The sequence below is a fragment of the Mucilaginibacter sp. P2_D11 genome (assembly GCF_056404435.1).
In genome coordinates, this window is record NZ_JBFUEA010000002.1 from 29,008 (window position 1) to 52,844 (window position 23,837).

Here is a 23,837-nt window from a genome sequence, read left to right on the forward strand (position 1 = left end):
GCAGGGCGGTGAATTAGTATTGATTAGGCCCCGTCCTCTTCTTTAGGCACGGCAGGCAGCAAGCCTGTAAAGGTGCTATCAACTATGGCGCGTATCACCTCATCTATCTCGTTGCCTACCACCAGTAGCAAATCTATAACTTCCTTATTTTCGGGGTTGGCAAAATCTTCGAAATCAATCACGTTGATCAGGCCCAGCATGCTGGCCACCGGGCGGCGCAACTCGTGCGAGCTTAAGGATGCGATATTGCGCAGGCACTCGTTCTGGGCGATGATTTCGTTTTCGGTTTGCAGGCGCGCGGTAATATCCCTGGCAAAGCAGCCCGTGCCTATTATTTCGCCTGCCTGGTTAATCAAGCAGTTGAAGCTTACCTCGTGATACTGTAGTTCCCCCGGCACGGAGTGTGTGTTCTCATATACGATGGAAAAGCTTTCGCCGGCGAGCGAGCGGCGGTAGTACTCCGTCCAGAGCTGGCGGGTGGCATCCGGGCCGAAAACTATAGCCTCCTGGCCATCGGCAGGCATTACGCCCGCTTCTTTAAGAACCGCATTTTTATATGGCGTATTGGTGTAGATATACCGCCCGGCAACATCTATAGACCATACCATATCCTCGGTGTTGTTGATAAGCGATTCCAGATTGATGCGCGTACGATTAAGCTCCTCCTCGGCCATTTTTTGCCCGGTAATATCTTTCATGAAAATGGTTATACCCTCTGCCGATGGGTATAAGGTGTTACGGAACCAAAGCCTGGTTATAGGCAAAAACTCGGTAAACTGTATGCTTTGTTTGGTTTCTGCAGCGTTGCGCAGTTTTTTGGCAATTTCCATGTTTAGGATGGTAGGGAAAACGTCCCATACGGTTTTGCCTATCACATCGCATTCCGTGCGCTTGAATGTTTTCAGGAAAGCTCCGTTTACTTTGATGAAACGCCAGTCGTTATCCAGTATCACAAACGAATCGGTAATGCTTTCGATAAAATTATCCAGCTTTTCGTTGGCATACTTTACGCGGCTCTCGATTTCGCGGCGTAAGCTGATATCCTGCCCCACGCCCTGTATCTCGCTAACCTCGCCGTTTTCATTCACTATGGATATGAATTCCCATTCGGATGGGTGGCGTTTGCCGGCTTTATCCAGCTTCTCGCGCATCAGGGGTATTATTTTGCCAGGGTTGCCCAGGCACTCTATAAAGGCGGCCTGGCAGCGTTCCAGATCTTCGGGCAGGGTGTTTATGGCAAAATGTTGCCCTACCAACTCTTCTGCAGCGTAGCCAAAAACCTCGCAGTACCGTTTGTTAACAAACGTGAAGCGGCCAGTTTTATCTAAACGCACCAAAAAATTAGTTTGCGAATTAATCAGCGACAACAAAAATTGTTCGCGTTTAAGCGCATCGGCTTTATCGTCACCGGCTGGGGGTGTCGGTTTAGCCACCTCGTTCAACGTACAAAACAGCATCGGGTGCCCGGTGAGCGCATCGGTATAAATACTGCGCCGCTCGGTAATGTACCTTAGTTCGCTGCCATCGGCAGGTAATATGCGGTAACTGGTTTCGAGGGTGTTGCCAATGGTAAGGCTGCTGTATTCGTTGCTTACCCGCTCTGTATCGTCGGGATGGATGATCGGGATCCAGAAATCCACCTTGGTTGGGGCGGCTCCCTGCGGCTGGCCTGCAAGCATACCTATGCATGGCCCAATAGTGATATACTGTTGCAGCCCCAGGTTAAATGCTATAATGCACTCTCTTATTAGCGGCAAAATGCTTGCTTGCATAAGGCATCATCAGGTTGTTTGATAAAGTTATAACAAATTATGCGTCAATAGGTGTTTACTACCCAAATAAAATCACACCCTGCAATTATATCCAATTAATAATAAGCCTTTTAATTTATAAAATAAATACATACCTTTGCATCCCCGCAGAAAGAACTCCGGGGACAATGTTGAATACATAAAATTAAAAGATGGCAACTAAGATCAGACTGCAAAGACACGGTAAAAAAGGCAAACCTTTTTACTACATCGTAGTAGCAGACGCCCGCGCACCACGCGACGGCCGTTTTATTGAGCGTGTAGGTTCATACAACCCTAACACCAACCCCGCTACTATCGACATCAATTTCGACAAAACCCTTGAGTGGGTAAACAATGGCGCGCAGCCAACAGACACCTGCCGTGCAATACTGTCTTACAAAGGCGTATTATACAAAAAACACTTACAAGGCGGCGTTAAAAAAGGCGCATTGACCGAAGAACAGGCAGATGCTAAATTTGCTGAGTGGCAAGAACAAAAAGACGGTAAAATCACCGGCAAAAAAACCGGCCTGGTTTCTGCAAAAGACGAAGCACGTAAACTTGCTTTAATTGCTGAAGCTAAGAAGAAGGAAGATAAAGCCGCTGCTATTGCTGCCAAAAACGCACCAGTTGCCGAAGAAGTAGCTGAAGAAGCTCCGGCTGCTGACGCTGAAGCAGAAAGCGCTGAATAATTACTTATTAGAAACAAGACGACGAGAAGCAAGAAACAAGAAAACCATCTTGATTCCTGATTCTTTACTTCTTGGTTCTGACACAATGGCGAAGCAACCCAACGGTTCTTCGCCATTGTTATTTAACAACAAATTCATCAGATGGATAGAGAAGGTTATTTCCGGATAGGCACGGTGCTTAAAACCAAAGGGCTTAAAGGCGAAATGCAGTTGTATATGGATTACGACGGCGTGGAGAACATCAACATCACCTCGATGTTTTTGGATATCGCCGGCAAGCTGGTACCTTTCTTCGTAGAATCGATAAAGCACAACCAAAAGAACAGCGCTTACCTGTACCTGGAAGATATCGACACCATAGAGAAAGCCAGTGCCCTGGTCCGTAAAGATATTTACCTGCCCAACAAAGCCAAGCCCAAAAAGCGGAAAGAAGATTTCGGCTTAAAGGACCTGAAAGGCTTCATAGCCGTAGACATTAACGAGGGCGAACTGGGCGAGATTACCGATATCCACGAATTCCCGCAGCAACTGATAGCTGCCGTTACCTATAAAAACAACGAAGTGCTTTTTCCGCTGAACGAGAGCATCATCCTGGGGATTGACCGGGTGAAGAACATCGTGACGGTTGACCTGCCCGATGGCCTGCTGGATGTTTATATGGAGTAATCAATTGCCCGCAAACACTACCGATTTTGCCGCCATCCATTTATTAGCCCGTGTTATTTCGCCCCGGTTTGGCGGGTTGAGCCTATAACTTGATATGGTATCGCCCGTGGCCGTGGCAATAAGATTGATTTCGTAATCGAAATCGGCAGCCTTTACATAACCAAACAGCGGCACGTACGGCCCATTTCTGGGCGATGTTAGCACATTCAGCACAAAAAGGCCGGCATTACCCCAATTCGCCGCCTTGTCAGACATGTAGCGCTCCCTATCCATTCGCACTTTTATCACCATATCTGCACCAATCATACGGCCAACGCTATCGGCAGGCATCGTCCATGCGGTGCGCAAATCAGCCATTTTAGTCAGTAAGCGTTTATTAACCGTATCCGCGTCTATCAGCACAACCGTGTATTGCTGGTTGCGGCGGCCATGGGTGTATTTACAATCAAGCAAAGCCTGCTGCACTTCTGCCTGCAATTCATGGCTTGCGGTTTGTTCCTGGGCGTACCAATCGTCCTGCCGGGGCTGTTTGCCGCTGTAATAAACATCTGCCGGCAAAACAGCCAGTGTCATGCTGTCGATATTGTGTTGCGATAAATATGCATTGTTAACGTAGATGCCGCTGGTGCAGGATGCCAGCATAGCCGAAATAATAAGGATAGGTAGCCTTGTTTTCATTTAAAGCAAAGACGATATATAGCGCATAATATTATCCGTTATAAGAATAAAAGAGGGTGGTGAGCCTTTCAACCCCTCTCACAAGCAAATAATTTAACCGGTTTAAAACATTCTTGCCCGCGTTTGTTTAATTTCGCATAAATGGGAAACATCGCAGCGGAATTTATAGAGGCGGCCGAACAGAAAGTGTTCGACACGGACCATCGGCGCATCATCAACCATAACATAGGCAAGTACGATGCATCTGTTGCCCGTGGCCTCTCGCGGATGATCAACCTCGATAATTCTAAAAAGAAGGGCCACGCCATCAAATGGAAAGTGATGGAGAACCTGGACAAATTCCTGCCGGAGTTCGAAGCCAATTTCCAGAAACGCGGCGGCAAAGTAATCTGGGCCAACGATGCCGAAGAGGCCCAGCGCGAGATACTCAACATCCTTACCAAGGCAAACGCCAAAACGGTCATCAAATCAAAATCGATGGCCACCGAAGAGATACACCTCAACGAGTTCCTGGAGAGTAACGACATCGAATCGGTAGAGAGCGACCTGGGCGAATACATCGTACAACTGCTTGGCCAGCGGCCATACCATATAGTTACTCCGGCCATGCACCTTTCCAAGGAGGATATCGCCCGGCTGTTCCATAATCGTTTCGGCACGCCCATAGATGCTACGCCAGAGCAGCTTACCCAAAAAGCGCGCGAGCTGCTTCGCGAAAAATACCTGCGGGCAGATGTGGGCATCACCGGCGCTAATTTCCTGATTGCTGATACCGGCAGCATCTCCATCAGCGAGAACGAGGGGAACGCACGCTTAACCACTACCTTCCCCAAAATACATATCAGCATAGTAGGTATAGAGAAGATAATCCCCTCCATTGCCGACCTCGACCTGTTCTTGCCCATGCTAGCCACCCACGGCACGGGGCAAAACCTGACCGTTTACAACACATTGCTCAGCGGCCCGCGCCAACCCGGCGAAACCGATGGCCCGAACGAGATGTATGTAATACTACTCGATAACGGCCGAACCAACCTGCTCGCCCAAAAGGAACAGCGGCAAGGCCTGTACTGCATACGCTGTGGAGCCTGCCTCAATGTTTGCCCTATATACAAAAACATAGGCGGCCACACTTACGAAACTGCCTACACCGGCCCAATAGGCTCGGTGATAACCCCGCACATGCGCGGCATGGAAGATTTCAAGCACCTCAGTTACGCCAGCAGTCTTTGCGGAGCATGCACCAGCGTTTGCCCTGTAAAAATAGATATCCATAAGATGCTGCTGCTTAACCGCCGCGATGCTGTAAACGAGAATCTGGTACCCAAAAAAGAAAAATGGGGCTGGGCCGCCTGGAAAAAAGGGATGCTTAAACGCAAATCGATGGACTTTTTTGGCGGCAAGATGAAGAATTACCTGCTGAGGCTGTTCTTCAAAAAATCGTGGGGGAAGTATAAGGAGATGCCCGAGGTGGCAGAAAAATCCTTTAGCAAACAATGGGCGGAACGCGGAAAGCCCGAACAACACGAAGAAGATTGATGCGTAAAGTTATACTGAATGTTGCGGTAAGCCTCGATGGGCTTATAGAGGGCCCAAACGGCGAATACGATTGGTGCCTGGACGACCAGGATTACGGCCTTACTGCGTTCTTCGAGAGCATTGATGCCATATTTATCGGCCGCAAAAGCTACGAATTGATACGTGCCAACCCCGGCATGTTCCCCGGAAAAAAGCTGTATGTTTTCTCGGATACGCTGGTGCCCGAGGAAGATGAAGACATAACCGTTATCAACACGGCAAACTTCGAACATGGGGTTGAAAGTGTTTTGAACGAGACCGGCAAAAGCATCTGGCTGTTCGGGGGCGCAAGCCTTCTTTCGGCATTCATCGCCAAACGCTGGGTAACCGAACTGCAGCTATCCGTACATCCTATTGTTTTAGGGGCAGGCAAGCCATTGTTCCAAAATTTGAGCGAAAGGTTAAATCTGCAGTTTATTGGGCAACAGGTTTATAGCAGCGGCCTTATACAACTGCATTATGCTTTAAGCCCAAAATTTGATATGGAAATGCTGAAGATACTTTAGCATTGGCTGTGATTTGCGTTATCTCTTTAACCGCAAAGGGCGCAAAGTTTTCGCAAAGAGGCACAAAGCTTTTGTTTGACAATTAAGAAGCTAAGGCTGAAACTTCAAGAATCGGATAATATCACCTTATATAACAAAGGGCGCAAGTTTTCACTTTGCGCTCTTTGCGTTTTTTCTCTGTGTTCTTTGCGGTTAATAGCGCCGCAAACCACCCACTGCAAACTGATTAGTGTTTATTCCCAAATCCGAACTCTCTATACGTGTTCGGCAGTTCGTCCTGGTTGCTGAAGGCGAAAGAGTAGGTGGCAAACCAGGTTTCGAAATCGGCGTCGTTATTTTTAGATGGTTCTATGTGTACGCAGCGCAGCATGTAAATGCCATCTCGGCTGGGGCTAAAAAACACTTGTCCGTTAGCATCCGAGGCTAGCAATTGTGGGTGTACATTGCCCGATGCTGTTTTTATGTACAACAGCACATTGCTGTTTTTAAGCGGTTTACCCATAAAATAAACCACGGCGGTAATATCGTCGCCATAACTTTTTTTGTAGGGGTTCTGTTTAAGCACAATCTCGAGGTCGTTGCCCAGCACCTTACTGTAGGCACTGCCACCGCCGCCATCTACGCTTACAAGGGTTTTTAAATAGTACCTGTATTTTTCTACCAGGTTAAGGCGGGTATCGTCTTTTATTTTATCAGCCAGGTTATCGTAGCCCTGCTTGGTTAGGTAGGCCACAAAATCTTCGTGCGGTAATTCGATGATATCGTCTTTGGTATTCAGCTCCACCATTACCAGCCCGGCGTTGTTGATTGGGTAACTTAACACGGGGGCGGCACTATCCTTAGCAACCTTAAGCAGGTCGGTTAATTTAGAGCCTTCGTAAATGCTGAATTTGCTTGTCCTTTTCGCGTTGAACCGCTCTTCTCCCTCTTGCATCAGGTTATCGCCGGTGAGCAGGTGCACGTTTAGCTTGTCGCCTTTGTGCAGGTAAAAGCTTTCGGGCAATAAAAAGCCATCTGGTGCAAAGGCACTTAGCCCTAAAACAACAAACAGAACAAATAAAATAACGTACAAGTGCTTCATAGCAAAAAGATGGATGATGTAAACATACAAAGTTTTAAAAACTTCTTAGCTTTACGGGGATGATTTTCGATCGTAAAAATATCGATAATGACGGTTTAATAACGTTCTACAAGAAATTATTATTGCCGCGGTTGGTCGAGGAAAAAATGCTGGTGTTGCTGCGGCAGGGCCGTATAGGTAAATGGTTCTCCGGCATTGGCCAGGAAGCTATTGCCGTAGGCAGTACCCTGGCTATGGATGCCGACGAGTATATTTTGCCCATGCACCGCAACCTGGGCGTATTTACGGCACGCAACATCCCCGTTTCGCGGCTGATGGCCCAATGGCAAGGCAAGCTATCCGGCTTTACCCGCGGTCGCGACCGCTCTTTCCACTTCGGCACACAGGAATATAAGATTATCGGCATGATATCGCACCTTGGCCCGCAGCTGGCCCTGGCAGATGGCATTGCTTTGGCCGATAAGCTGAGCGCGCGTAAAAAAGTAACCCTGGTTTATACCGGCGAAGGCGCCACCAGCGAAGGCGATTTCCACGAGGCGCTCAACATAGCCGCCGTTTGGGATCTGCCCGTTATATTTTTGATAGAGAACAACGGCTACGGCCTATCAACCCCCGTAAACGAGCAATACAAATGTGAATCGCTTGCAGACAGGGCCATTGGCTACGGCATAGAGGGCCGCAAGATTGATGGCAATAACGTGCTGGAGGTTTACCATACCGTAAACGAGCTTGCAAAAAGCATGCGCGAAAGGCCCCGCCCTGTATTGTTGGAATGCATTACCTTCCGTATGCGCGGCCACGAGGAAGCATCGGGTACCAAATACGTACCGCCAGAGCTTTTTGAACAGTGGCAAAAGAAGGACCCGCTGGAAACCTTCGAGAAATACTTATTGCAGGAGCAGGTGCTGCGGCCCGATTGGGTGCCCTACCTGCGCAATGAGTTTACCAAACTGATTGATGCCGAGATAGAGAAAGTATTCAACGAGCCGGATATCATCCCCCACGTACAAACAGAGGTGGATAGTATGTACCGGCTGTACAGCATGCCCAAACACCCGCCCTACGAGGTGCTATCGAACAAACGTTACATAGATGCCATAAGCGATGGGATGCGACAGGCCATGCGCCGCCACAGCAACCTTATTTTGATGGGGCAGGATATTGCCGAATATGGAGGCGCATTCAAGATTACGCAAGGTTTTGTAGATGAATTTGGCAAGGAACGCGTGCGCAACACGCCTATATGCGAATCGGGCATTGTAGGTACGGCCATGGGCCTTTCGCTCAATGGCTATAAGGCTATAGTAGAGATGCAGTTTGCCGATTTCGTGAGCTGCGGATTTAACCAGGTGATAAACAACCTGGCCAAAACCTATTACCGCTGGGGGCAGCCCATAGATGTTGTGATACGCATGCCTACGGGCGGCGGCACGGGCGCTGGGCCGTTCCATTCGCAAAGCAACGAGGCCTGGTTCACCAAAACGCCCGGACTAAAAGTTGTTTATCCCGCCTTCCCCGACGATGCCAAGGGCCTGCTGATGGCCGCCATTGCCGACCCTAACCCGGTGATGTACTTTGAGCATAAGGCCCTGTACCGCAGCATAAACGGCAACGTACCCGATGATGATTATTACGTAGAGCTAGGCAAGGCCAACATTGTGCGGCCGGGTACCCGGGCCAGCATCATCACTTACGGCATGGGCGTACACTGGGCCATAGAATATGCCGAGAACCACCCCGAACACTCCATTGAGATACTGGACCTGCGCAGCCTGCAACCCTGGGATAAGGAAGCTGTAGTAAAAACCGTAAAGAAAACCTCCAAAGTGCTGATCTTGCACGAAGACACCCTCACCAGCGGCTTCGGCGGGGAGGTAGCAGCCTATATTGGCGAGCATTGCTTCAAATACCTTGATGCGCCGGTAATGCGCTGCGCCAGCCTGGATACCGCCATACCCATGAACAAGGCCCTGGAAGATCAATTCATGGCCAAAGCAAGGCTGGAAGAATGCATGGATACATTGTTGAAATTTTAGCACCAAACAGATATTCAAATGAAATTTAAAGCGTTATTAGTTGTTTTCTTTTCGCTTTTGCAATTAAAAGCTACTCGCAAACCATAGATTGCGCAAACGCAAGCACACAAACCGAAATGAATATTTGCGCACTAAAAGGTTATGAAGCCGCAGATAAGGAGCTGAACACCTTGTATAAAAGCATTATTGCAAAATTAACGCCGACGCAAAAAACAATTTTAATCCTTTCGCAACGTAGCTGGGTAAATTACCGCGACGGTTATTGTAAAATTTACGCTTCTCTGTACCAGGGCGGTTCCATGGCTTCGGGGATGATATCTAATTGTAAAACAGCAACAACCCGAGCCAGGATAACCGAGTTAAAAGAGCTGTACAACCAACTGGGATTATAAAGATTCGTTATCGTTTTTTAACTATATTAGCATTATGCTGACTTTAGAAGAAATATACCAGGCAGACCCTATTGAAAAGGGCATTGATGACGATGCGGGCCTGGGTGCACAAGAAATGCTTAAAGCTGGTATCCCTATTTTCTATCGCGACGAGCAATACCCTGAAACTTTAGAAGGTGAGTTGTTTGTTAAAGAATACACAAGCGGCGCAAAATTCATCGTTCGCAGGTATTTAACAAGCGATTTTCGTGTACTGGAAGAGAAAATTAAATCCTTAAACTCATTGTAATGCCTACTTTAGTTATTGTTGGCGGCCCAAACGGTTCCGGAAAAACAACTTTGACTAACCATCTGATCTCAAGAGGGCGAATCACAACTCACGTTATCAATCCAGACAATATTGCCAAACTTGAGTTTGGAAGCTATAATTTTCATATCAAAGCTGCAAAAGTTGCGCTCGAAAGGCGCGAGCAGGCATTAAACACCCGACTCGATTTTGCTTGAGACTACATTTTCAGGAAAATCGGAAATCATTCACTGCATAGCTGCCAAGGCATCCGGCTTTCGAACAATATTGTACTATGTTACGCTCAATAGCGTGATGGATAATATAAACAGAGTTGAAGAACGCGAATTTGATTTAGGGCATCCCGTTGACATTCAGGACATAGTAAGGCGATATGACAAAAGCAAGTTGAATCTCCTGAAACACATCTCCTTGTTTGACCGCGTTTATCTTTTCGACAATTCGGAAACGGAACGCTCACGTGTAGCGATATTCGAATCCGCGAACTTATTGTGGCTCAACCCGAAACATAAACAGCATCCCTTTTATAAAGATTTATTCAGTGACAGCAATGCCAAAAGCGAAGCCCGACACTAATAATTACCGCGCTATCTAGTACTTTATAAAATCTCTTCCGTCAGAAATCTTTTAGATTGTTTCTAAATAATGGATTATGCTTTATAAAGCCGAAACCATTTATATGTTTTGGCTTTTAATAAATACTTTTGCCTAAATAAATCTGAATCAATAATGAGCGAATTCAAACAAACCTTTAACTCATCACTGGGAAAGAAGCTGATTATGGCTTTAACTGGCTTGTTTTTGTGTACTTTTTTAATTGTTCACCTTGGCGGTAACTTATTGTTATTTAAAAACGACCAGGGCTTTGCATTTAACAGCTACGCAAATTTCTTAACACATTTTCCACCGATAGAGGTTATCGCCTACATCTTGTACATCAGCATCGTAGTGCATGCCGTATATGCACTAGTGCTCACCCTAAAAAACCGTAAGGCACGCCCGGTGGGTTATGCGGTGCAGCCTAAGGGCAAAGCTTCCTGGTCGTCAAAAAACATGGGGCTGCTGGGCTCCATCCTATTGCTGTTCATCGTAATACACATGAGCGATTTTTGGTACAGCTACAAATACCAGGACGTGCTTAAATTTAAAGAGTACAAAACCGACCTGGCTACAAACGTTACAACCGTTACGCCATATGATGCCCAGCCGGGCTTCGAAAGGTCTATCTCTACCGAAGGCAATGTAGAAATCGTGAGGGTGAAAGATATCCACGCACGTGTGCAGGAAAGCTTCAGCAAGCTATGGTACGTAGCATTTTACGTAATAGCCATGGGCGCGGTAGCGTTCCACCTGTTACATGGTTTCCAAAGTGCTTTCCAAACCTTGGGATGGGTGCATAAAAAGTACCAGCCGATAGTTTATTTCTTCGGCACCTGGTTTTTTGGTGTTATTATCCCTTTAGGGTTTGCGCTGATGCCGGTGGTGTATTATTTCCAGAGTTTGTCAAAGTAGTAAAACAGAATCAAGAGTTAAGAATCAAGATTCAAAACGTCAATAAACGCACAAGACAGAGAAAAGAATCGCAGCCATTTATCCTGGCTCTTGATTCTTGCCTCTTTAATCTCAAATAAGAATATGGGTTTAGATGCTAAAATTCCGCAGGGGCCGCTGGCCGAAAAATGGAGCAAGCATAAATTTAACTTAAAGCTGGTTAATCCCGCCAACAAGCGTAAATACGATATCATTATCGTAGGTACAGGTTTGGCAGGCGCGTCGGCTGCGGCATCGTTGGCCGAGCTTGGTTACAACGTTAAGTCGTTTTGTTTCCAGGATAGCCCGCGCCGTGCTCATTCTATTGCGGCCCAGGGTGGTATCAATGCAGCAAAAAACTACCAAAACGACGGCGACAGCGTTTACCGTTTGTTTTACGATACCATTAAAGGTGGTGACTACCGTGCCCGCGAAGGCAACGTGTACCGCCTGGCAGAGGTATCGGTAAATATTATCGACCAGTGCGTGGCACAGGGCGTACCCTTTGCCCGCGAATACGGCGGCTTGCTGGATAACCGTTCGTTCGGTGGTTCGCAGGTATCACGTACTTTTTACGCACGCGGCCAGACAGGACAGCAGTTGTTGTTAGGTGCTTATTCGGCCCTAAACCGCCAGATTCATTTAGGCAAGGTGAAAATGTACACCCGTACCGAAATGTTGGATGTGGTTTTGGTTGACGGCCAGGCTAAAGGTATTGTTACCCGTAACCTAAAGACCGGCGAGATTGAAACACATGCGGGCCATGCGGTATTATTGGCCACAGGTGGTTACGGCAACGTATTCTACCTGTCTACAAACGCAATCGGCTCAAACGTAACCGCAGCGTGGCGCGCGCATAAACGCGGCGCTTTCTTTGCCAACCCTTGCTATACGCAAATCCACCCAACCTGTATCCCCGTAACCGGCGACCACCAGAGCAAGCTTACGCTGATGTCGGAGTCCTTACGTAACGACGGTCGTGTTTGGGCACCTAAAACGGTTGAGGTTGCTAAGAAACTACAAACAAAAGAAATTACAGCTTCGCAGGTAAAAGAGGAGGAAAGAGATTACTTCCTCGAACGTAAATACCCATCATTCGGTAACCTTGTTCCACGCGATGTGGCTTCACGTAATGCAAAAGAAATGAGCGACGAGGGCCGCGGTGTGGGTACAACAGGCTTAGCTGTTTACCTTGATTTTGCCGAAGCTATCCAACGCCTTGGCGAAGATACCGTGCGTGCCAAATACGGTAACCTGTTTGATATGTACTATCAAATTACCGACGAGAACCCGTACAAACAACCGATGCGCATTTACCCGGCGGTACACTATACCATGGGCGGCCTTTGGGTTGATTATAACTTAAGCACAAACGTACCTGGCCTTTACGCCATGGGCGAATGTAACTTTAGCGACCATGGTGCAAACCGCCTGGGTGCTTCGGCACTGATGCAGGGTTTATCTGACGGCTACTTTGTTATCCCGTACACTTTAGGGGATTACTTAGCCACTATCGGCCCGAAAAAGGTTGATACCAGCCACCCCGCTTTCGAAAAAACCAAACAGGACGTTATTGCCTATAACAACAAACTGCTTGCCCTTAAAGGCACCAAAACAGTTGTTGAATACCACCGCGAGCTTGGTCACATTATGTGGGAATACTGCGGCATGGCACGTACCGAAGAAGGACTGACCCACGCCAAAGGCCTGATAAAAGCGTTGAAAGCCGATTTCTGGAAGAATGCGATAGTAACCGGCGAGAATGACGAAGTAAACGCTGCCCTTGAAAGAGCCGGCCGCGTAGCTGATTTCATCGAGCTGGGCGAACTGATGGTTACCGATGCTTTAGCGCGTCGCGAATCATGCGGTGGCCACTTCCGTTTAGAGTCGCAAACGCCGGAAGGCGAAGCGCTGAGGGATGACGATAATTTCGCGTTCGTATCGGCATGGGAGTTCAAAGGCGAAAACGAGGAAGAGGTGCTTCACAAAGAAGAACTGATCTTCGAAAATGTTAAGTTATCACAACGTAGTTATAAGTAAAGAAGAAGCAGGAAGCAAGAATCAAGACACAAGAGATTTTTCGTCTTGATTCTTGGCTCTTGATTCTATAATCTAACAACAATGAGCGGAAACATGAATCTGACGCTGAAAGTATGGCGCCAAAAAAATTCAGACACAGCAGGTAAATTCGTAACCTACAAAGCAGAAAGCATTTCTGAGGATATGTCGTTCCTGGAGATGCTGGATGTGGTGAACGAAAGCCTTACCAAAAAGAAAGAAGAGCCAATTTATTTCGACCACGATTGCCGCGAAGGTATCTGCGGGTCGTGCTCGCTGTATATCAACGGCCACCCACACGGGCCAAAGCAGGCTATTACTACCTGCCAGCTGCATATGCGTACCTTCCATGATGGCGAAACCATTACCATAGAGCCATGGCGCTCGGCTGCTTTCCCGGTTATTAAAGACTTGGGTACAGACCGTTCCGCGTTCGACAGGATACAACAGGCCGGCGGCTTCATCTCGGTAAATACCGGCGGTGCCCAGGATGCTAACGCTATCCTGATTCCTAAGGTTGTTGCCGACGAAGCTTTCAACTCGGCTACCTGTATTGGTTGCGGCGCTTGCGTTGCAGCTTGTAAAAATGCATCGGCCATGCTGTTCGTATCGGCAAAAATCACCCAGTTAGGCTTACTTCCACAAGGCCAGCCCGAGCGTTACAGCCGCGTACAAGCCATGGTTGCCCAAATGGATGAAGAAGGTTTTGGTAACTGTACCAACACCGGCGCCTGCGAAGCAGAATGCCCTAAAGAAATTAAGCTAACCAACATTGCCCGCATGAACAACGACTACTTCAGCGCGAAACTATTCCGCGAAGAAGGTGTGCATGATCATGTAGGCGGGGAATAATTTCGAAAAGACCTTTAACAAAAATCCCCGGTTGCAATGCACCCGGGGATTTTCTTTTTATGATTTTTTCGCTGCCGCAAGCGTCCCCGCTTGTGGCCGGCAGGACAGGTAGCCATCATGTTTTCGGCCCTTGCATAGCGGACTTTGCAAACGGGCCACAAGCGAGGACGCTTGCGGCAGCGGTTGATTCAAAGTTCGTCTTCCAGCCTTTCCGACTGCGGGCCTCCAACTTTCTTACGTTTTCTTCACCGCGGCAACCAACTCTGGTATAGGCGGCACTTTTTCGAAGGCCTGCACCAGATGGCCGTCTTTGGCGTAAATGGCTATATAGGGCGTGGTTTTCAACTGGTAGTATTTCTGCACCGCGTATGTATAGCCCTCGGTGCCCAGGGTAAAGTTTTTGTAGGCCGATAGACCAAAATCTTCGTTAAAAACTTTCACCATCTTAATATCGGTAAATGTTATCATCACTACCTGGACATCCTTAAAACTTTTCATCACCGGCTTCATATCGTAAATAAGTTTTTGGCAATGGCTACAATCCGGCGCGAAGTAGATCAGCATCACCGGCTTGTCCTTTTTCAGGTCGGCGGGGGTGGTCCAGGTGTTATCCAGTTTCAGCATTTTGTAAGGTGCAATTACCGGTGGCTGGGCTTTTGAGCATCCTGCCGCTATCAGCAGGGTTATGGCGAATAATAATTTCTTCATTTTTATATGTTGGAGGGCAATCAACAATTTTAATTTCTAATCTAAGCTTCCAGTAGTTCCAACTGCCAGGCAATGTGTTCTTCTGTTACAGGGAATAACGCGTTATTGCGTATTGTATGATAAACGGCGTCAAATATTTGCATATAATCGCCTTTATCTGATGCTACCTTCTCTACAATTTTCTTGTTATCGGCATCAACCGTCACCAATTTACCCTCGCAGCCGGCAGGTTCCAGTCCGTAACCGTCGTCGGTAGGCATCATCCCTTTGTCTAATTGCGCTTCCTGCACATCGGTACGCGCTTTAACGAAGCTGCCCAAAGTACCATTGACGATAAAGCCCGGCTGCTCATCGGCTATCAGCAGGCCAGAGGTTAAATATACGTTCAACTGGTTTGGATACAGCAGGTGGAAATGGAAATAATCGGGCACTTCAGAACCTTCTCGGTAGATGCCGATGGTTTTGTTGAAAGATAATGGTTTGCCGAACAGCGCGATGGCATTATCAACCAAATGCGCACCCAAATCATACACCAGCCCATTGGCCGGGGTTTCTTTCGTTTCTTTAAATGCTTTTGCATTTATCTGCATTTTGTAGCGATCCAACCGAAAAACAACCTCCTGCAATGTGCCCAGGCGGCCGCTTTCAATTATCTTTTTAGTAGATATAAAACCGCTGTCGTACCTGCGGTTTTGATACACCATTACATGCTTGCCGGTTTCGCGGCCAACATCAAAAAGCTCTTTTACCTGGGCTTCAGTAGCGGCGGCAGGTTTTTCTACCAGCACGTGTTTGCCTGCGCGCATGGCTGCAATGGCATGCTCCAGATGGAAGTTGTTGGGGGTGTTTACGATGATAAGCTCCACTTCCGCATCGGCAAGCAGTTCGTCCACGCTATCGTAGCTGATGATATCCGGATATACAGCTTCGGCCTTTTTCTGGCTGCGCTCTACTATGCCTTTTAGGGTAAAGCCCGGGTTGCTATGGATGAACGGCGCGTGGAATATACGGCCCGACATGCCGTAGGCCATTAAGCCGGTTACGATTGGTGCTGCCATGTTTGTTGGTTTTAGCGATGCAAGATAAGGGCTTTTGCGTAATTATTAATAAATAAGGTCTTCGTCTGCCCCAATCGGCGAGCCATCGGGCATACTCAACGGTTTTGCCGGCTGGAATTTATCCGGTGTTTTCTCAAACTGGCTTATCTGCGACAGACCAAAAAGCAGGTTAGCTTTGCGGTTGCCTATTGCCGTTGGCAAAGCGCTTTGCATCCATTTCTTCAAATCGTCTACCTGCAGCAGGGCTATGCCACGCACGCTTTCGGCGGCATTGGTATTGGCGGCCAGTTGCAACAGCTGTTTAAGCGTTAGGTTATTTACCAACCTTTGCAGCTCGCCTTTGTAGCCCGCGGCTTCGGGGGCTTTCCAGGTTTGGGCGATTAGTTTATTCAAAACAGGCAACAGGCCGGGCTGCGCGGCATCGCGCGACTGATATTCTACCAGCCGGGCGGCGCGGTCGGGCTGCAGCATAAAAGCCAGGGTGGTACCCGCGGCAGATTCTGCAGCTGCCAATGGGTCGAAAGTAAGGCCTGTACGGGCTTTGAAGGTTTCCCTGGTGCGTGGGTAGCCGGGCGGGCGTGGCGGTATCATGGCTATCAGTTTTTCGGGCATGGCGAGGGCATCAGGCTTAAGGGTAGCCATCAACGCCTCGAATGCTTTCCATTGCCCGGCTGGTGGTATAAATCTGGTAATGGTTTGCCCATCATTTTTTAGTGCATAGGTATAATATAAACCTCCCAGCATTTTGGCGGCGGCTTCGGTTTGGTAACGGTGTATCAGGTACATGGGCACCAAAACCTCTTCCAGCGTTGCCAGCGGGGCACCTTGCCTTATCGCTTTAACCGAAAAGTTATCCAGCACCTGCCTGCGGAGCAACATCAGGCGGTTAAGCTCATCGGCGGCATCGTTGCCGCTATCCCAAAGGTGCGCCTGCGGGTGCGCACTGCCAGCGGGCCGCGCATCTTCGTCGGTAATAAAGAGGAAACCTTGTTTGATGGTTTCGCCTATAATCCCCTTCAGTGCCTCGTCTTCGTTTGTACCCGGGGTAAAATCCTGGTAACCATACAGTATGGCGCGTTTATCATAATCGCCGATGCTTGTTTTATATGCCTTGCTTACATCTATGGTGCCATCCGCCTTCAAGAGGCTCACCACCGGCGGCGGATAATCCATTACCGATGCCCTGTCGTTTACGCTGGCCGTGAAATTATGCTGCAGGCCAAGCGTATGCCCAACTTCGTGCGCGGCTAACTGGCGCAGCCTTGCCAAAGCCAGTTGCAGCATTTTATCGCTTACGGGCTTGCCGTCTTCATAGGGTTGCAGCAATCCCTCGGCAATCAGGAAATCCTGCCTGTCGCGCAGGGAGCCTAAGGAAACTTGTCCTTTGATTATTTCGCCCGTGCGCGGGTCGTTAATGGATGCCCCGTAAGACCAGCCCCTTGTTGAGCGGTGCACCCATTGGATGATGTTGTAGCGGATGTCCATCGGGTCGGCATCCTCGGGCAGTAGTTTTACAATGAAGGCGTTTTTGTAGCCCGCCGCCTCAAAGGCCTGGTTCCACCAGCTGGCGCCCTCTATTAATGCGCTTCGTACAGGCTCGGGTGCGCCTCTGTCTACGTAGTAAACTATTGGTTTTACCGGCTCACTCATGGCGGCCGTTGGGTCTTTCTTTTGCAAACGGTGCCTGCTTAGCAAGCGTTGTACTATAGGGTCGCCTATGGGCGTGGCAAAATCCATGTATTCCACGTCGAAATACCCCGAGCGCGGGTCGAACTTGCGGGTTTTGTAACCGGCATCAGGTAGTTTGATGAAGGATTGGTGCATGCGTACGGTGACTGCATTGGCATCGGGCGTAACAGAGCTTATCTCTGCCCCGGTGCCCTTACCTGCGAGGGTAATCATGGCCTCGAACTCTGTATTATCCGGGAAGCTTTTGGTATTGGGCAGGTACACTGCGGAGCGACTATCATCCGCGCTGTAGCTTCCCTGATTGCTGCCATTGAGGCGATCGGCCAGGCGGTGGCTATCGCGAAGCAAAAATGGGGTGAGGTCTATGAGTACTTTACCGCCTTCCTCGGCAACAACCGTGGTGCCCCATATGGCCGATTGGGCAAAGGCCTCTTCAACCGATTTACGCTCATCGGCGTTGTTGCTTACCGCCCTAAAGTTGTAGTTGGGCTGTATCAGCATTACTTTAGGGCCAATCTTAATGAATTTTACGATACGGCTATCGCCGATCTGCCCGCGATCCAGTCCCAGATCGTTAGAGCCAACCCCGGCCGGGAGCGAATTCACATACAAAAACTCCTGGTTAAGCTTATCTATCTCTAAGTAAACCTTACCGGCTTTCTCGTCCCAATAAAAATTGAAGTAGCCGGTGTATTTAGTAAATCCTTTTGTCTTGGTCTGGATTTCCTGGGCTTTCAGGACAGGGGCGGCAAATAAAAGGGACAAACATATCAGCAGGTATTTTTTCATGGGGCAGCATAGTTTATCTGCCTAAATTATTCAATAAAGTACGCGTATGCAACCTCCGCGTACAAAAAAAGGGAACGGCGTATGCCATTCCCTTTTCAGCAATATTTATCGCTATAATTATTTCAAGCTCGCCTTTATGGCTTCTATTTTAGCTAAGTGGCCCTTTACAGTAGGCAATAATTTGGTTGCCAAAGCCATCAAATCAGAATCCTTGCAGTTTTTAGATGCATCTTCCAGCAGGTCTACGGTTTTCTTGTGCCCGTCTACCATGGCATCAACATAAGCAGTGTCGAAATCCTTGCCGGTTTTTGTGGATAGGTCGTTCAGCTTTTTCTGGTGCTCCTCATCCGGTGCTACGGGCAGGGTAATGTTTTTCGTTTTTGCTATCGCAATCAGTTCCTCGTTGGCTTTGCCATGATCCATCACCATCATGCCGGCAAACTCTTTTATTTGCGGGTTGGTGGTTTTGCTTTCGGCCAGTTTGCCTAAGGCTACTTCGGCCAGGCCGCCATTGGCCAGCTTGGTTGCAAACTCGGCATCCATCTTATCAACTGCAATGCCGGTGCTCCCATCGGTGGTACTGTCTTTAACGGCGTTCAGGCTGTCGGCGGTGTCTTTACTGTCTTTGGCTGCGTTATTACAGGCCTGGAATGATAATGCTGCAAGCACTATCATTGTCACTAAACTAATCTTTTTCATCTTGTAGGTTATATTTTGTTTTTATAGTTAACAAAACGCACCGGGTTTAGTTTTAGGAGACGAGGTTTATTGTTTCTGTAAAATAATATGGCGTGTTGTTATACCTTAAAGTTTTGTTATTTTTGGGGTAAATAATTTAAGCATCATGAATTTTCCGGCCGAACTGAAATACACCAAAGACCACGAATGGGTACGCGTTGAGGGCGATACCGCAACCATCGGAATTACCGAATTTGCACAAGGCGAACTGGGCGACATTGTTTACATAGATATAAACACCGTTGGGCAGGAAGTTGCCAAAGAAGCTATTTTTGGCACTGTAGAGGCCGTAAAAACCGTATCAGATTTATTTATGCCGGTTGCGGGTACCGTTACCGAAATAAACCCATTACTGGATAGCCAGCCAGAGCTGGTAAACTCTGACCCGTACGGCGATGGCTGGATGGTAAAAGTTACCCTGGCCGATGCTACCGAAGTAGATGGTTTATTATCTGCCGAGGAATATGCAAGCCTTATAGGCGCTTAATGAACGCACGCATAAAACCATACTGGCCTGCAATTTTGTGGGCCTTATTTATTTTTGTACTTTGCAGTGTAGATATGGGCGGTGTTAGCAAAGCGCCCATGTTTTTTGTAGGCTTTGATAAGCTTACCCACTGCGGCCTGTTTTTTGTGCTGGCTGTGCTTTATTGCTACGGTAGCATACGCAAATATAAAACCCGCGGCTTGCGCATAGAGATAGCCATGAAGAACACTATTGTGTTGATAAGCTATGGTGCGCTTATAGAGGTATTGCAAATGTATGTTTTTACCTGGCGCAGCGGCGAAGCAGCCGACTTGTTTTGCGATACAGTAGGCGCCTGCATGGGGATATTTGGTGTTTTGGTAACTTCTTACGCAATTGAACATGAAAGCATTTAAAGTTGGTTTGATAGCCATTATTGCAGCAGCCGTACTTTCGTCATGCGGCTTATTCAAAAAAGATTGCGGTTGCCCGCATTTTGGGATGAAGGGGCTGCCGGCAAAAGTTGACAGGGCGTAGACGCTTTCTCAAAAAAAACCGCTAATCTTATTTGGATTTAGTATAAATAGCCCTACATTTGCATTCAAACAAATGCAAAATGACACTTTCACAGCTTGAAATTGGAGAAACCGGGATAGTAAAAGAATTTACTGATCTCGAGATGTCTGTTAAGTTGATGGAAATGGGTTGCCTCCCCGGCGAAGAAGTGCGCATATCGCGTATAGCTCCTCTTGGCGATCCAATCGCAATTCATGTATCCGGCTACCAATTGAGCCTTCGCAGGTTTGAAGCATCCACCATTATTTTGCAGTAGTACGTTGTAGCCATTGAAAGCTGATATCAGAGTAGCGCTTGTAGGCAACCCCAACACCGGTAAATCCACGCTTTTTAATGCCCTAACCGGGCTCAACCAAAAAATAGGAAATTTTCCGGGTGTTACAGTTGATAAAAAAGTCGGCTATTCCCAACTGCCAGATGGGCGCAGTGCCGAAATCATAGACCTTCCCGGAACTTATAGTCTTTATCCTAAAAGCAGAGACGAATCTATCGTGTTCTCGGTATTGGCCGAGAAAGATACTGAACTTACGCCCGATCTGGTTGTAGTTATCCTTGATGCTACTAATCTCAAAAGGAATCTGCTGCTATATACGCAGGTTGCCGACCTGAAGATACCCGTTATTGTGGCACTCAACATGATTGACCTTGCTAACAAAGGCGGCATCATTATCAATACCGACCTTTTAGCCCAAAAACTGGGTGTGCCCGTGGTGCAGGTATCGGCACGTAAGCTGGAGGGGATAAAAGAATTGAAGGATGCCATATCCTTTGCCAATAAATTTGCACTACAGCAGGATAGCATAGACATAAACGCCCTTGCACCCGAATTAATAAGCGCCATTAGCAGGGAAATAAAAACCGAGAACCCTTACTTCGCCCTGCAGCTGGCCCACCAGCACGAAACCCTGAAATTCCTGAGTCCTGCCGAAAGCGAGCGAATAGAGGAGCTGGAAAAGGAGCATGGCTTCCATTCGCAGAAAGCGCAGGCGGCCGAAACTATTGCCCGCTACAATTACATCAACGATGTTTTATACGACACCGTTAAAACACCCGTAACCGCGCAGGACGAGAGCCACAGTAACAAAATAGATAAGATACTCACCCATAAAATATTCGGCTTCGTTATTTTTATGGGGATACTGCTTTTTATGTTCCAGTCGATATTTGCGTGGTCGCAATATCCGCAGGGGCTTATAGAGGATGCCTTTGTTTGGGTGCAGGGAGCCTTACGCGGCGTACTACCTGCGGGCCCTTTAACCAGCCTGCTGATAGATGGCGTAGTAGCCGGCTTAAGCGGCGTACTGGTATTTATCCCGCAGATTGCCATACTCTTCGCGTTCATATCCGTTTTGGAAGATACCGGCTACATGGCCCGCGTTACTTTCATGATGGATAAGATCATGCGTAAGGTAGGGTTGAACGGCAAATCGGTAGTGCCGCTCATCGGCGGTTTTGCCTGCGCGGTGCCATCTATTATGAGCACACGTACGATAGAAAGCTGGAAAGACCGCATGATCACCATCATGGTAACACCCCTGGTTGCCTGCTCGGCCCGGTTGCCGGTTTATACGCTGCTAATTTCTCTGGTAGTACCCAGCCGCAACGTTTGGTGGATTTTTAACCTGCAGGGCCTCGCGCTTACAGGTATGTATGTGCTGAGCCTGGTATCGGCCGTAATAGTAGCCTGGGTAATGAAGTTTATTTTAAAATCGCGCGAACGCGGTTACTTCATTATGGAGCTGCCCGTGTACCGCATGCCCCGTTGGAACAACGTAGCATTCTCGATGTATGAGCGGGCCAAAACCTTCGTGCTGGAAGCCGGCAAAGTGATCATCGCCGTATCGGTTATCCTGTGGGTGCTATCATCCTATGGACCGGGTGATAAGTTCAAGGATATCGAAACGAAATACAGCCAGCCGCAATACACCAAAAGCATGCAGCCCGATAGCCTTGCCCGTGTTATCTCTACCGAAAAACTGGAGAACTCTTATGCCGGCGTATTGGGCCACACCATAGAGCCCGTGATAAGGCCCCTGGGCTTCGACTGGAAGATAGGCATCGCCCTCATCACCTCCTTTGCTGCACGCGAGGTATTTGTGGGCACCATGGCCACCATTTACAGCGTAGACGGCGATGCCGACAGGATTGATTCGGTACAGCAAAAAATGCGGAACGCGAAAAGGCCCGATGGCAGCCCGGTGTTTACTCTGGGTGTAGCATTCTCCTTAATGATGTTTTACGCTTTTGCTATGCAGTGCGCCAGCACCATAGCCGTAGTGTACCGCGAAACCAAAGACTGGCGCTGGCCCGCAGCGCAGTTTGCTTATATGACCGCGCTGGCTTATGGGGCAGCGTTTTTGGTGTATCATTTACTGAAATAGCAGCGGCTTACATAGCAACGTATTTTGTATCTTTAGGGTGATGGTTGTTTTTAAGACCCGGTTCATTTACCCCCTCTATTTCCTATTGTTGGTAATAGCTTTGCTGTCTTCTATATTTTTCGTAATTTACTTGTACATCATTATACGCGATGCAGCATTAAATCAAGGCTTCTCCGCCGAAGATTTTTGGTACGGTGTACTTGGTATGTTTATGTTCGGTTATGTTGCGGCCCAGTTTGATCAAATCGTTATAACACTTCGTTACGGTATTATTATAACCGAAACAGATATAATTCTTAAGGACTATTTATTTTGGCGCGAGCGCAATATCACGAGGCTGGTGAAAGGGTATAGTTCATCCTACTATGGCTATCAAAATGATATAAAATGTTTGATAATTTATTTGGAGGGTAAACGACATATAAATATGCCTCGATATTGCTATCTGAATTATTCTGAAATTGAACCTGCACTGATAGAAAAAAAAGTCCCTTTCCTGGGAAATGAACTCTTCGTTGGGAAGTACATCATTTCCCGGGGATACCAGTTTAATGATGTTGCCTACAAAGATAAATAGCTTTAAAAGTTCTTGCAAACCCTTATCTTTGATACAGAGGTAACCATTGGATAAAGTAAAAATATTAGAAAAGTATCTTCCGCCGGATGCGGCACCATTAATTGGGCGCTGGATAGATTACTTTAAATGCGAGTTCAAGATATCGCGCAACCGCGGCACCAAGTTTGGCGATTACCGCGCCCCGTTCGATGGTAAGGGCCATCGTATCTCCGTAAATTTCGATTTGAATCCCTACGCGTTCCTGGTGACTACGGTACACGAGTTTGCGCACCTACATACCTGGAACGAACATAAACACAAAGTAAAACCCCATGGTGCCGAATGGAAGGCGAACTTCAAAAAAATGATGCAGCCTTTCTTCGAAAAAGAGGTTTTCCCGCCGGATATCAAAAAAGCCATTACCGGCTATCTGAATAACCCCGCCGCATCCAGCTGTTCGGATTTAACCCTGTACCGCTCCTTACGTCAATACGATGCACCCAAAGAGTCGGTACATACGGTAGAGAAACTGCCCATTAAATCGTTGTTCAAGCTAAAAGATGGCCGCATCTTCCGCAAGGAAGAAAAACTGCGCAAACGCTATAAATGCGTGGAAGTAAGCAGTCGCCGGGTTTATTTATTCAGCCCGGTGGCGGAGGTGGAATTGCTGACCGCTGATTTTTCGCGGTGATTGTCTTTAAGAGGCG

General features: G+C 47.8%; 25 protein-coding genes. 18 read left to right on the forward strand and 7 right to left on the reverse strand.

Annotated features, from left to right (window positions below; genetic code table 11):
• Positions 1 to 23: 23 nt before the first annotated feature.
• Positions 24 to 1,772, reverse strand: coding sequence for a PAS domain S-box protein (locus AC1DXC_RS03015; RefSeq protein WP_477457656.1), 1,749 nt, complete (start codon positions 1,770 to 1,772; stop codon positions 24 to 26).
• A gap of 191 nt (positions 1,773 to 1,963) precedes the next feature.
• On the opposite strand from AC1DXC_RS03015, the gene AC1DXC_RS03020 reads away from it, so the two are divergent.
• Together AC1DXC_RS03020 and rimM are read left to right on the forward strand one after the other, a co-directional pair.
• The gene (locus tag AC1DXC_RS03020; protein ID WP_133226743.1) at positions 1,964 to 2,485 is read left to right on the forward strand and encodes a 30S ribosomal protein S16; all 522 of its coding nucleotides are present in this window, start codon (positions 1,964 to 1,966) and stop codon (positions 2,483 to 2,485) included.
• A gap of 141 nt (positions 2,486 to 2,626) precedes the next feature.
• Positions 2,627 to 3,151, forward strand: coding sequence for a ribosome maturation factor RimM (rimM, locus tag AC1DXC_RS03025; protein WP_477457657.1), 525 nt, complete (start codon positions 2,627 to 2,629; stop codon positions 3,149 to 3,151).
• On the opposite strand, the gene AC1DXC_RS03030 is transcribed toward rimM, so the two are convergent.
• Positions 3,152 to 3,829, reverse strand: coding sequence for a hypothetical protein (locus AC1DXC_RS03030; RefSeq protein ID WP_477457658.1), 678 nt, complete (start codon positions 3,827 to 3,829; stop codon positions 3,152 to 3,154).
• A gap of 141 nt (positions 3,830 to 3,970) precedes the next feature.
• On the opposite strand from AC1DXC_RS03030, the gene AC1DXC_RS03035 reads away from it, so the two are divergent.
• Both AC1DXC_RS03035 and AC1DXC_RS03040 read left to right on the forward strand, forming a co-directional pair.
• On the forward strand, positions 3,971 to 5,368 hold the full coding sequence (locus tag AC1DXC_RS03035) for a LutB/LldF family L-lactate oxidation iron-sulfur protein (RefSeq protein ID WP_477457659.1): 1,398 nt from the start codon (positions 3,971 to 3,973) through the stop codon (positions 5,366 to 5,368).
• Complete coding sequence (locus tag AC1DXC_RS03040) at positions 5,368 to 5,913, forward strand: dihydrofolate reductase family protein (protein WP_477457660.1); 546 nt, start codon at positions 5,368 to 5,370, stop codon at positions 5,911 to 5,913. Before AC1DXC_RS03035 ends, AC1DXC_RS03040 begins: the two co-directional genes overlap by 1 nt.
• A 226-nt stretch (positions 5,914 to 6,139) precedes the next feature.
• Here AC1DXC_RS03040 and AC1DXC_RS03045 read toward each other — a convergent pair whose 3' ends face one another.
• Complete coding sequence (locus AC1DXC_RS03045) at positions 6,140 to 6,994, reverse strand: DUF4198 domain-containing protein (RefSeq protein WP_477457661.1); 855 nt, start codon at positions 6,992 to 6,994, stop codon at positions 6,140 to 6,142.
• A 59-nt stretch (positions 6,995 to 7,053) separates the two neighbouring features.
• Here AC1DXC_RS03045 and AC1DXC_RS03050 point away from each other — a divergent pair, with 59 nt between their 5' ends.
• The 7 genes from AC1DXC_RS03050 to AC1DXC_RS03080 all read left to right on the forward strand — a co-directional run bounded on the left by AC1DXC_RS03050 (position 7,054) and on the right by AC1DXC_RS03080 (position 14,169).
• Positions 7,054 to 9,030: an alpha-ketoacid dehydrogenase subunit alpha/beta gene (locus tag AC1DXC_RS03050; protein WP_477457662.1), complete on the forward strand. Its 1,977-nt coding sequence runs from the start codon at positions 7,054 to 7,056 to the stop codon at positions 9,028 to 9,030.
• An 83-nt stretch (positions 9,031 to 9,113) separates the two neighbouring features.
• Positions 9,114 to 9,422, forward strand: a complete 309-nt coding sequence (locus tag AC1DXC_RS03055; protein ID WP_477458013.1) for a lysozyme inhibitor LprI family protein — start codon at positions 9,114 to 9,116, stop codon at positions 9,420 to 9,422.
• Positions 9,423 to 9,456: 34 nt separating this feature from the next.
• A complete protein-coding gene (locus tag AC1DXC_RS03060) occupies positions 9,457 to 9,711 on the forward strand; it encodes a hypothetical protein (RefSeq protein ID WP_477457663.1) in 255 nt (84 codons plus the stop codon).
• Positions 9,711 to 9,926 carry a hypothetical protein gene (locus tag AC1DXC_RS03065; RefSeq protein WP_477457664.1) on the forward strand — a complete coding sequence of 72 codons (216 nt, stop codon included), beginning with the start codon at positions 9,711 to 9,713 and terminating at the stop codon, positions 9,924 to 9,926. The genes AC1DXC_RS03060 and AC1DXC_RS03065 overlap by 1 nt, the downstream gene beginning before the upstream one ends.
• A gap of 532 nt (positions 9,927 to 10,458) precedes the next feature.
• Positions 10,459 to 11,241 carry a succinate dehydrogenase cytochrome b subunit gene (locus AC1DXC_RS03070; RefSeq protein WP_477457665.1) on the forward strand — a complete coding sequence of 261 codons (783 nt, stop codon included), beginning with the start codon at positions 10,459 to 10,461 and terminating at the stop codon, positions 11,239 to 11,241.
• Between the two features lie 123 nt (positions 11,242 to 11,364).
• Entirely contained in the window at positions 11,365 to 13,299 is a 1,935-nt protein-coding gene (locus tag AC1DXC_RS03075) for a fumarate reductase/succinate dehydrogenase flavoprotein subunit (protein WP_477457666.1), read from the forward strand.
• 81 nt (positions 13,300 to 13,380) lie between these two features.
• Entirely contained in the window at positions 13,381 to 14,169 is a 789-nt protein-coding gene (locus tag AC1DXC_RS03080) for a succinate dehydrogenase/fumarate reductase iron-sulfur subunit (protein ID WP_477457667.1), read from the forward strand.
• A gap of 234 nt (positions 14,170 to 14,403) precedes the next feature.
• Here the strand turns inward: AC1DXC_RS03080 and AC1DXC_RS03085 are convergent, their stop codons facing one another.
• The 4 genes from AC1DXC_RS03085 to AC1DXC_RS03100 all read right to left on the reverse strand — a co-directional run bounded on the left by AC1DXC_RS03085 (position 14,404) and on the right by AC1DXC_RS03100 (position 19,112).
• Positions 14,404 to 14,877: a TlpA family protein disulfide reductase gene (locus AC1DXC_RS03085; RefSeq protein WP_477457668.1), complete on the reverse strand. Its 474-nt coding sequence runs from the start codon at positions 14,875 to 14,877 to the stop codon at positions 14,404 to 14,406.
• A gap of 41 nt (positions 14,878 to 14,918) precedes the next feature.
• Entirely contained in the window at positions 14,919 to 15,935 is a 1,017-nt protein-coding gene (locus AC1DXC_RS03090) for a Gfo/Idh/MocA family oxidoreductase (RefSeq protein WP_477457669.1), read from the reverse strand.
• 45 nt (positions 15,936 to 15,980) lie between these two features.
• Positions 15,981 to 18,413, reverse strand: coding sequence for a zinc-dependent metalloprotease (locus AC1DXC_RS03095; RefSeq protein WP_477457670.1), 2,433 nt, complete (start codon positions 18,411 to 18,413; stop codon positions 15,981 to 15,983).
• Positions 18,414 to 18,530: 117 nt separating this feature from the next.
• Positions 18,531 to 19,112 carry a DUF4142 domain-containing protein gene (locus tag AC1DXC_RS03100; protein WP_477457671.1) on the reverse strand — a complete coding sequence of 194 codons (582 nt, stop codon included), beginning with the start codon at positions 19,110 to 19,112 and terminating at the stop codon, positions 18,531 to 18,533.
• Positions 19,113 to 19,257: 145 nt separating this feature from the next.
• On the opposite strand from AC1DXC_RS03100, the gene gcvH reads away from it, so the two are divergent.
• The 7 genes from gcvH (at position 19,258) to AC1DXC_RS03135 (ending at position 23,821) form a co-directional block, all read left to right on the forward strand.
• Positions 19,258 to 19,638 (forward strand): glycine cleavage system protein GcvH, encoded by a 381-nt coding sequence (gcvH, locus tag AC1DXC_RS03105; protein ID WP_477457672.1) that lies wholly within the window; start codon positions 19,258 to 19,260, stop codon positions 19,636 to 19,638.
• On the forward strand, positions 19,638 to 20,033 hold the full coding sequence (locus AC1DXC_RS03110; RefSeq protein ID WP_477457673.1) for a VanZ family protein: 396 nt from the start codon (positions 19,638 to 19,640) through the stop codon (positions 20,031 to 20,033). Before gcvH ends, AC1DXC_RS03110 begins: the two co-directional genes overlap by 1 nt.
• Positions 20,020 to 20,154 carry a hypothetical protein gene (locus AC1DXC_RS03115; protein WP_477457674.1) on the forward strand — a complete coding sequence of 45 codons (135 nt, stop codon included), beginning with the start codon at positions 20,020 to 20,022 and terminating at the stop codon, positions 20,152 to 20,154. Before AC1DXC_RS03110 ends, AC1DXC_RS03115 begins: the two co-directional genes overlap by 14 nt.
• A 79-nt stretch (positions 20,155 to 20,233) precedes the next feature.
• Positions 20,234 to 20,449 (forward strand): FeoA family protein, encoded by a 216-nt coding sequence (locus AC1DXC_RS03120; protein ID WP_133226705.1) that lies wholly within the window; start codon positions 20,234 to 20,236, stop codon positions 20,447 to 20,449.
• Positions 20,450 to 20,462: 13 nt separating this feature from the next.
• On the forward strand, positions 20,463 to 22,574 hold the full coding sequence (gene feoB, locus AC1DXC_RS03125) for a ferrous iron transport protein B (RefSeq protein ID WP_477457675.1): 2,112 nt from the start codon (positions 20,463 to 20,465) through the stop codon (positions 22,572 to 22,574).
• Positions 22,575 to 22,704: 130 nt separating this feature from the next.
• The gene (locus AC1DXC_RS03130) at positions 22,705 to 23,151 is read left to right on the forward strand and encodes a hypothetical protein (RefSeq protein WP_477457676.1); all 447 of its coding nucleotides are present in this window, start codon (positions 22,705 to 22,707) and stop codon (positions 23,149 to 23,151) included.
• 46 nt (positions 23,152 to 23,197) lie between these two features.
• Positions 23,198 to 23,821, forward strand: a complete 624-nt coding sequence (locus tag AC1DXC_RS03135; RefSeq protein WP_477457677.1) for a SprT-like domain-containing protein — start codon at positions 23,198 to 23,200, stop codon at positions 23,819 to 23,821.
• Positions 23,822 to 23,837: the final 16 nt, after the last annotated feature.

What these genes read in the sequence shown, in the direction of transcription:
- AC1DXC_RS03070 (WP_477457665.1), top strand. Translation starts at nt 10,459, where the DNA reads ATGAGCGAATTCAAACAAACCTTTAACTCATCACTGGGAAAGAAGCTG.
- AC1DXC_RS03065 (WP_477457664.1), top strand. Translation starts at nt 9,711, where the DNA reads ATGCCTACTTTAGTTATTGTTGGCGGCCCAAACGGTTCCGGAAAAACA.
- gcvH (WP_477457672.1), top strand. Translation starts at nt 19,258, where the DNA reads ATGAATTTTCCGGCCGAACTGAAATACACCAAAGACCACGAATGGGTA.
- AC1DXC_RS03045 (WP_477457661.1), bottom strand. Translation starts at nt 6,994, where the DNA reads ATGAAGCACTTGTACGTTATTTTATTTGTTCTGTTTGTTGTTTTAGGG.
- AC1DXC_RS03110 (WP_477457673.1), top strand. Translation starts at nt 19,638, where the DNA reads ATGAACGCACGCATAAAACCATACTGGCCTGCAATTTTGTGGGCCTTA.
- AC1DXC_RS03060 (WP_477457663.1), top strand. Translation starts at nt 9,457, where the DNA reads ATGCTGACTTTAGAAGAAATATACCAGGCAGACCCTATTGAAAAGGGC.
- AC1DXC_RS03095 (WP_477457670.1), bottom strand. Translation starts at nt 18,413, where the DNA reads ATGAAAAAATACCTGCTGATATGTTTGTCCCTTTTATTTGCCGCCCCT.
- AC1DXC_RS03085 (WP_477457668.1), bottom strand. Translation starts at nt 14,877, where the DNA reads ATGAAGAAATTATTATTCGCCATAACCCTGCTGATAGCGGCAGGATGC.
- rimM (WP_477457657.1), top strand. Translation starts at nt 2,627, where the DNA reads ATGGATAGAGAAGGTTATTTCCGGATAGGCACGGTGCTTAAAACCAAA.
- AC1DXC_RS03040 (WP_477457660.1), top strand. Translation starts at nt 5,368, where the DNA reads ATGCGTAAAGTTATACTGAATGTTGCGGTAAGCCTCGATGGGCTTATA.
- AC1DXC_RS03030 (WP_477457658.1), bottom strand. Translation starts at nt 3,829, where the DNA reads ATGAAAACAAGGCTACCTATCCTTATTATTTCGGCTATGCTGGCATCC.
- AC1DXC_RS03100 (WP_477457671.1), bottom strand. Translation starts at nt 19,112, where the DNA reads ATGAAAAAGATTAGTTTAGTGACAATGATAGTGCTTGCAGCATTATCA.
- AC1DXC_RS03050 (WP_477457662.1), top strand. Translation starts at nt 7,054, where the DNA reads ATGATTTTCGATCGTAAAAATATCGATAATGACGGTTTAATAACGTTC.
- AC1DXC_RS03020 (WP_133226743.1), top strand. Translation starts at nt 1,964, where the DNA reads ATGGCAACTAAGATCAGACTGCAAAGACACGGTAAAAAAGGCAAACCT.
- AC1DXC_RS03015 (WP_477457656.1), bottom strand. Translation starts at nt 1,772, where the DNA reads ATGCAAGCAAGCATTTTGCCGCTAATAAGAGAGTGCATTATAGCATTT.
- AC1DXC_RS03115 (WP_477457674.1), top strand. Translation starts at nt 20,020, where the DNA reads ATGAAAGCATTTAAAGTTGGTTTGATAGCCATTATTGCAGCAGCCGTA.
- AC1DXC_RS03035 (WP_477457659.1), top strand. Translation starts at nt 3,971, where the DNA reads ATGGGAAACATCGCAGCGGAATTTATAGAGGCGGCCGAACAGAAAGTG.
- AC1DXC_RS03090 (WP_477457669.1), bottom strand. Translation starts at nt 15,935, where the DNA reads ATGGCAGCACCAATCGTAACCGGCTTAATGGCCTACGGCATGTCGGGC.
- AC1DXC_RS03120 (WP_133226705.1), top strand. Translation starts at nt 20,234, where the DNA reads ATGACACTTTCACAGCTTGAAATTGGAGAAACCGGGATAGTAAAAGAA.
- AC1DXC_RS03080 (WP_477457667.1), top strand. Translation starts at nt 13,381, where the DNA reads ATGAGCGGAAACATGAATCTGACGCTGAAAGTATGGCGCCAAAAAAAT.
- AC1DXC_RS03075 (WP_477457666.1), top strand. Translation starts at nt 11,365, where the DNA reads ATGGGTTTAGATGCTAAAATTCCGCAGGGGCCGCTGGCCGAAAAATGG.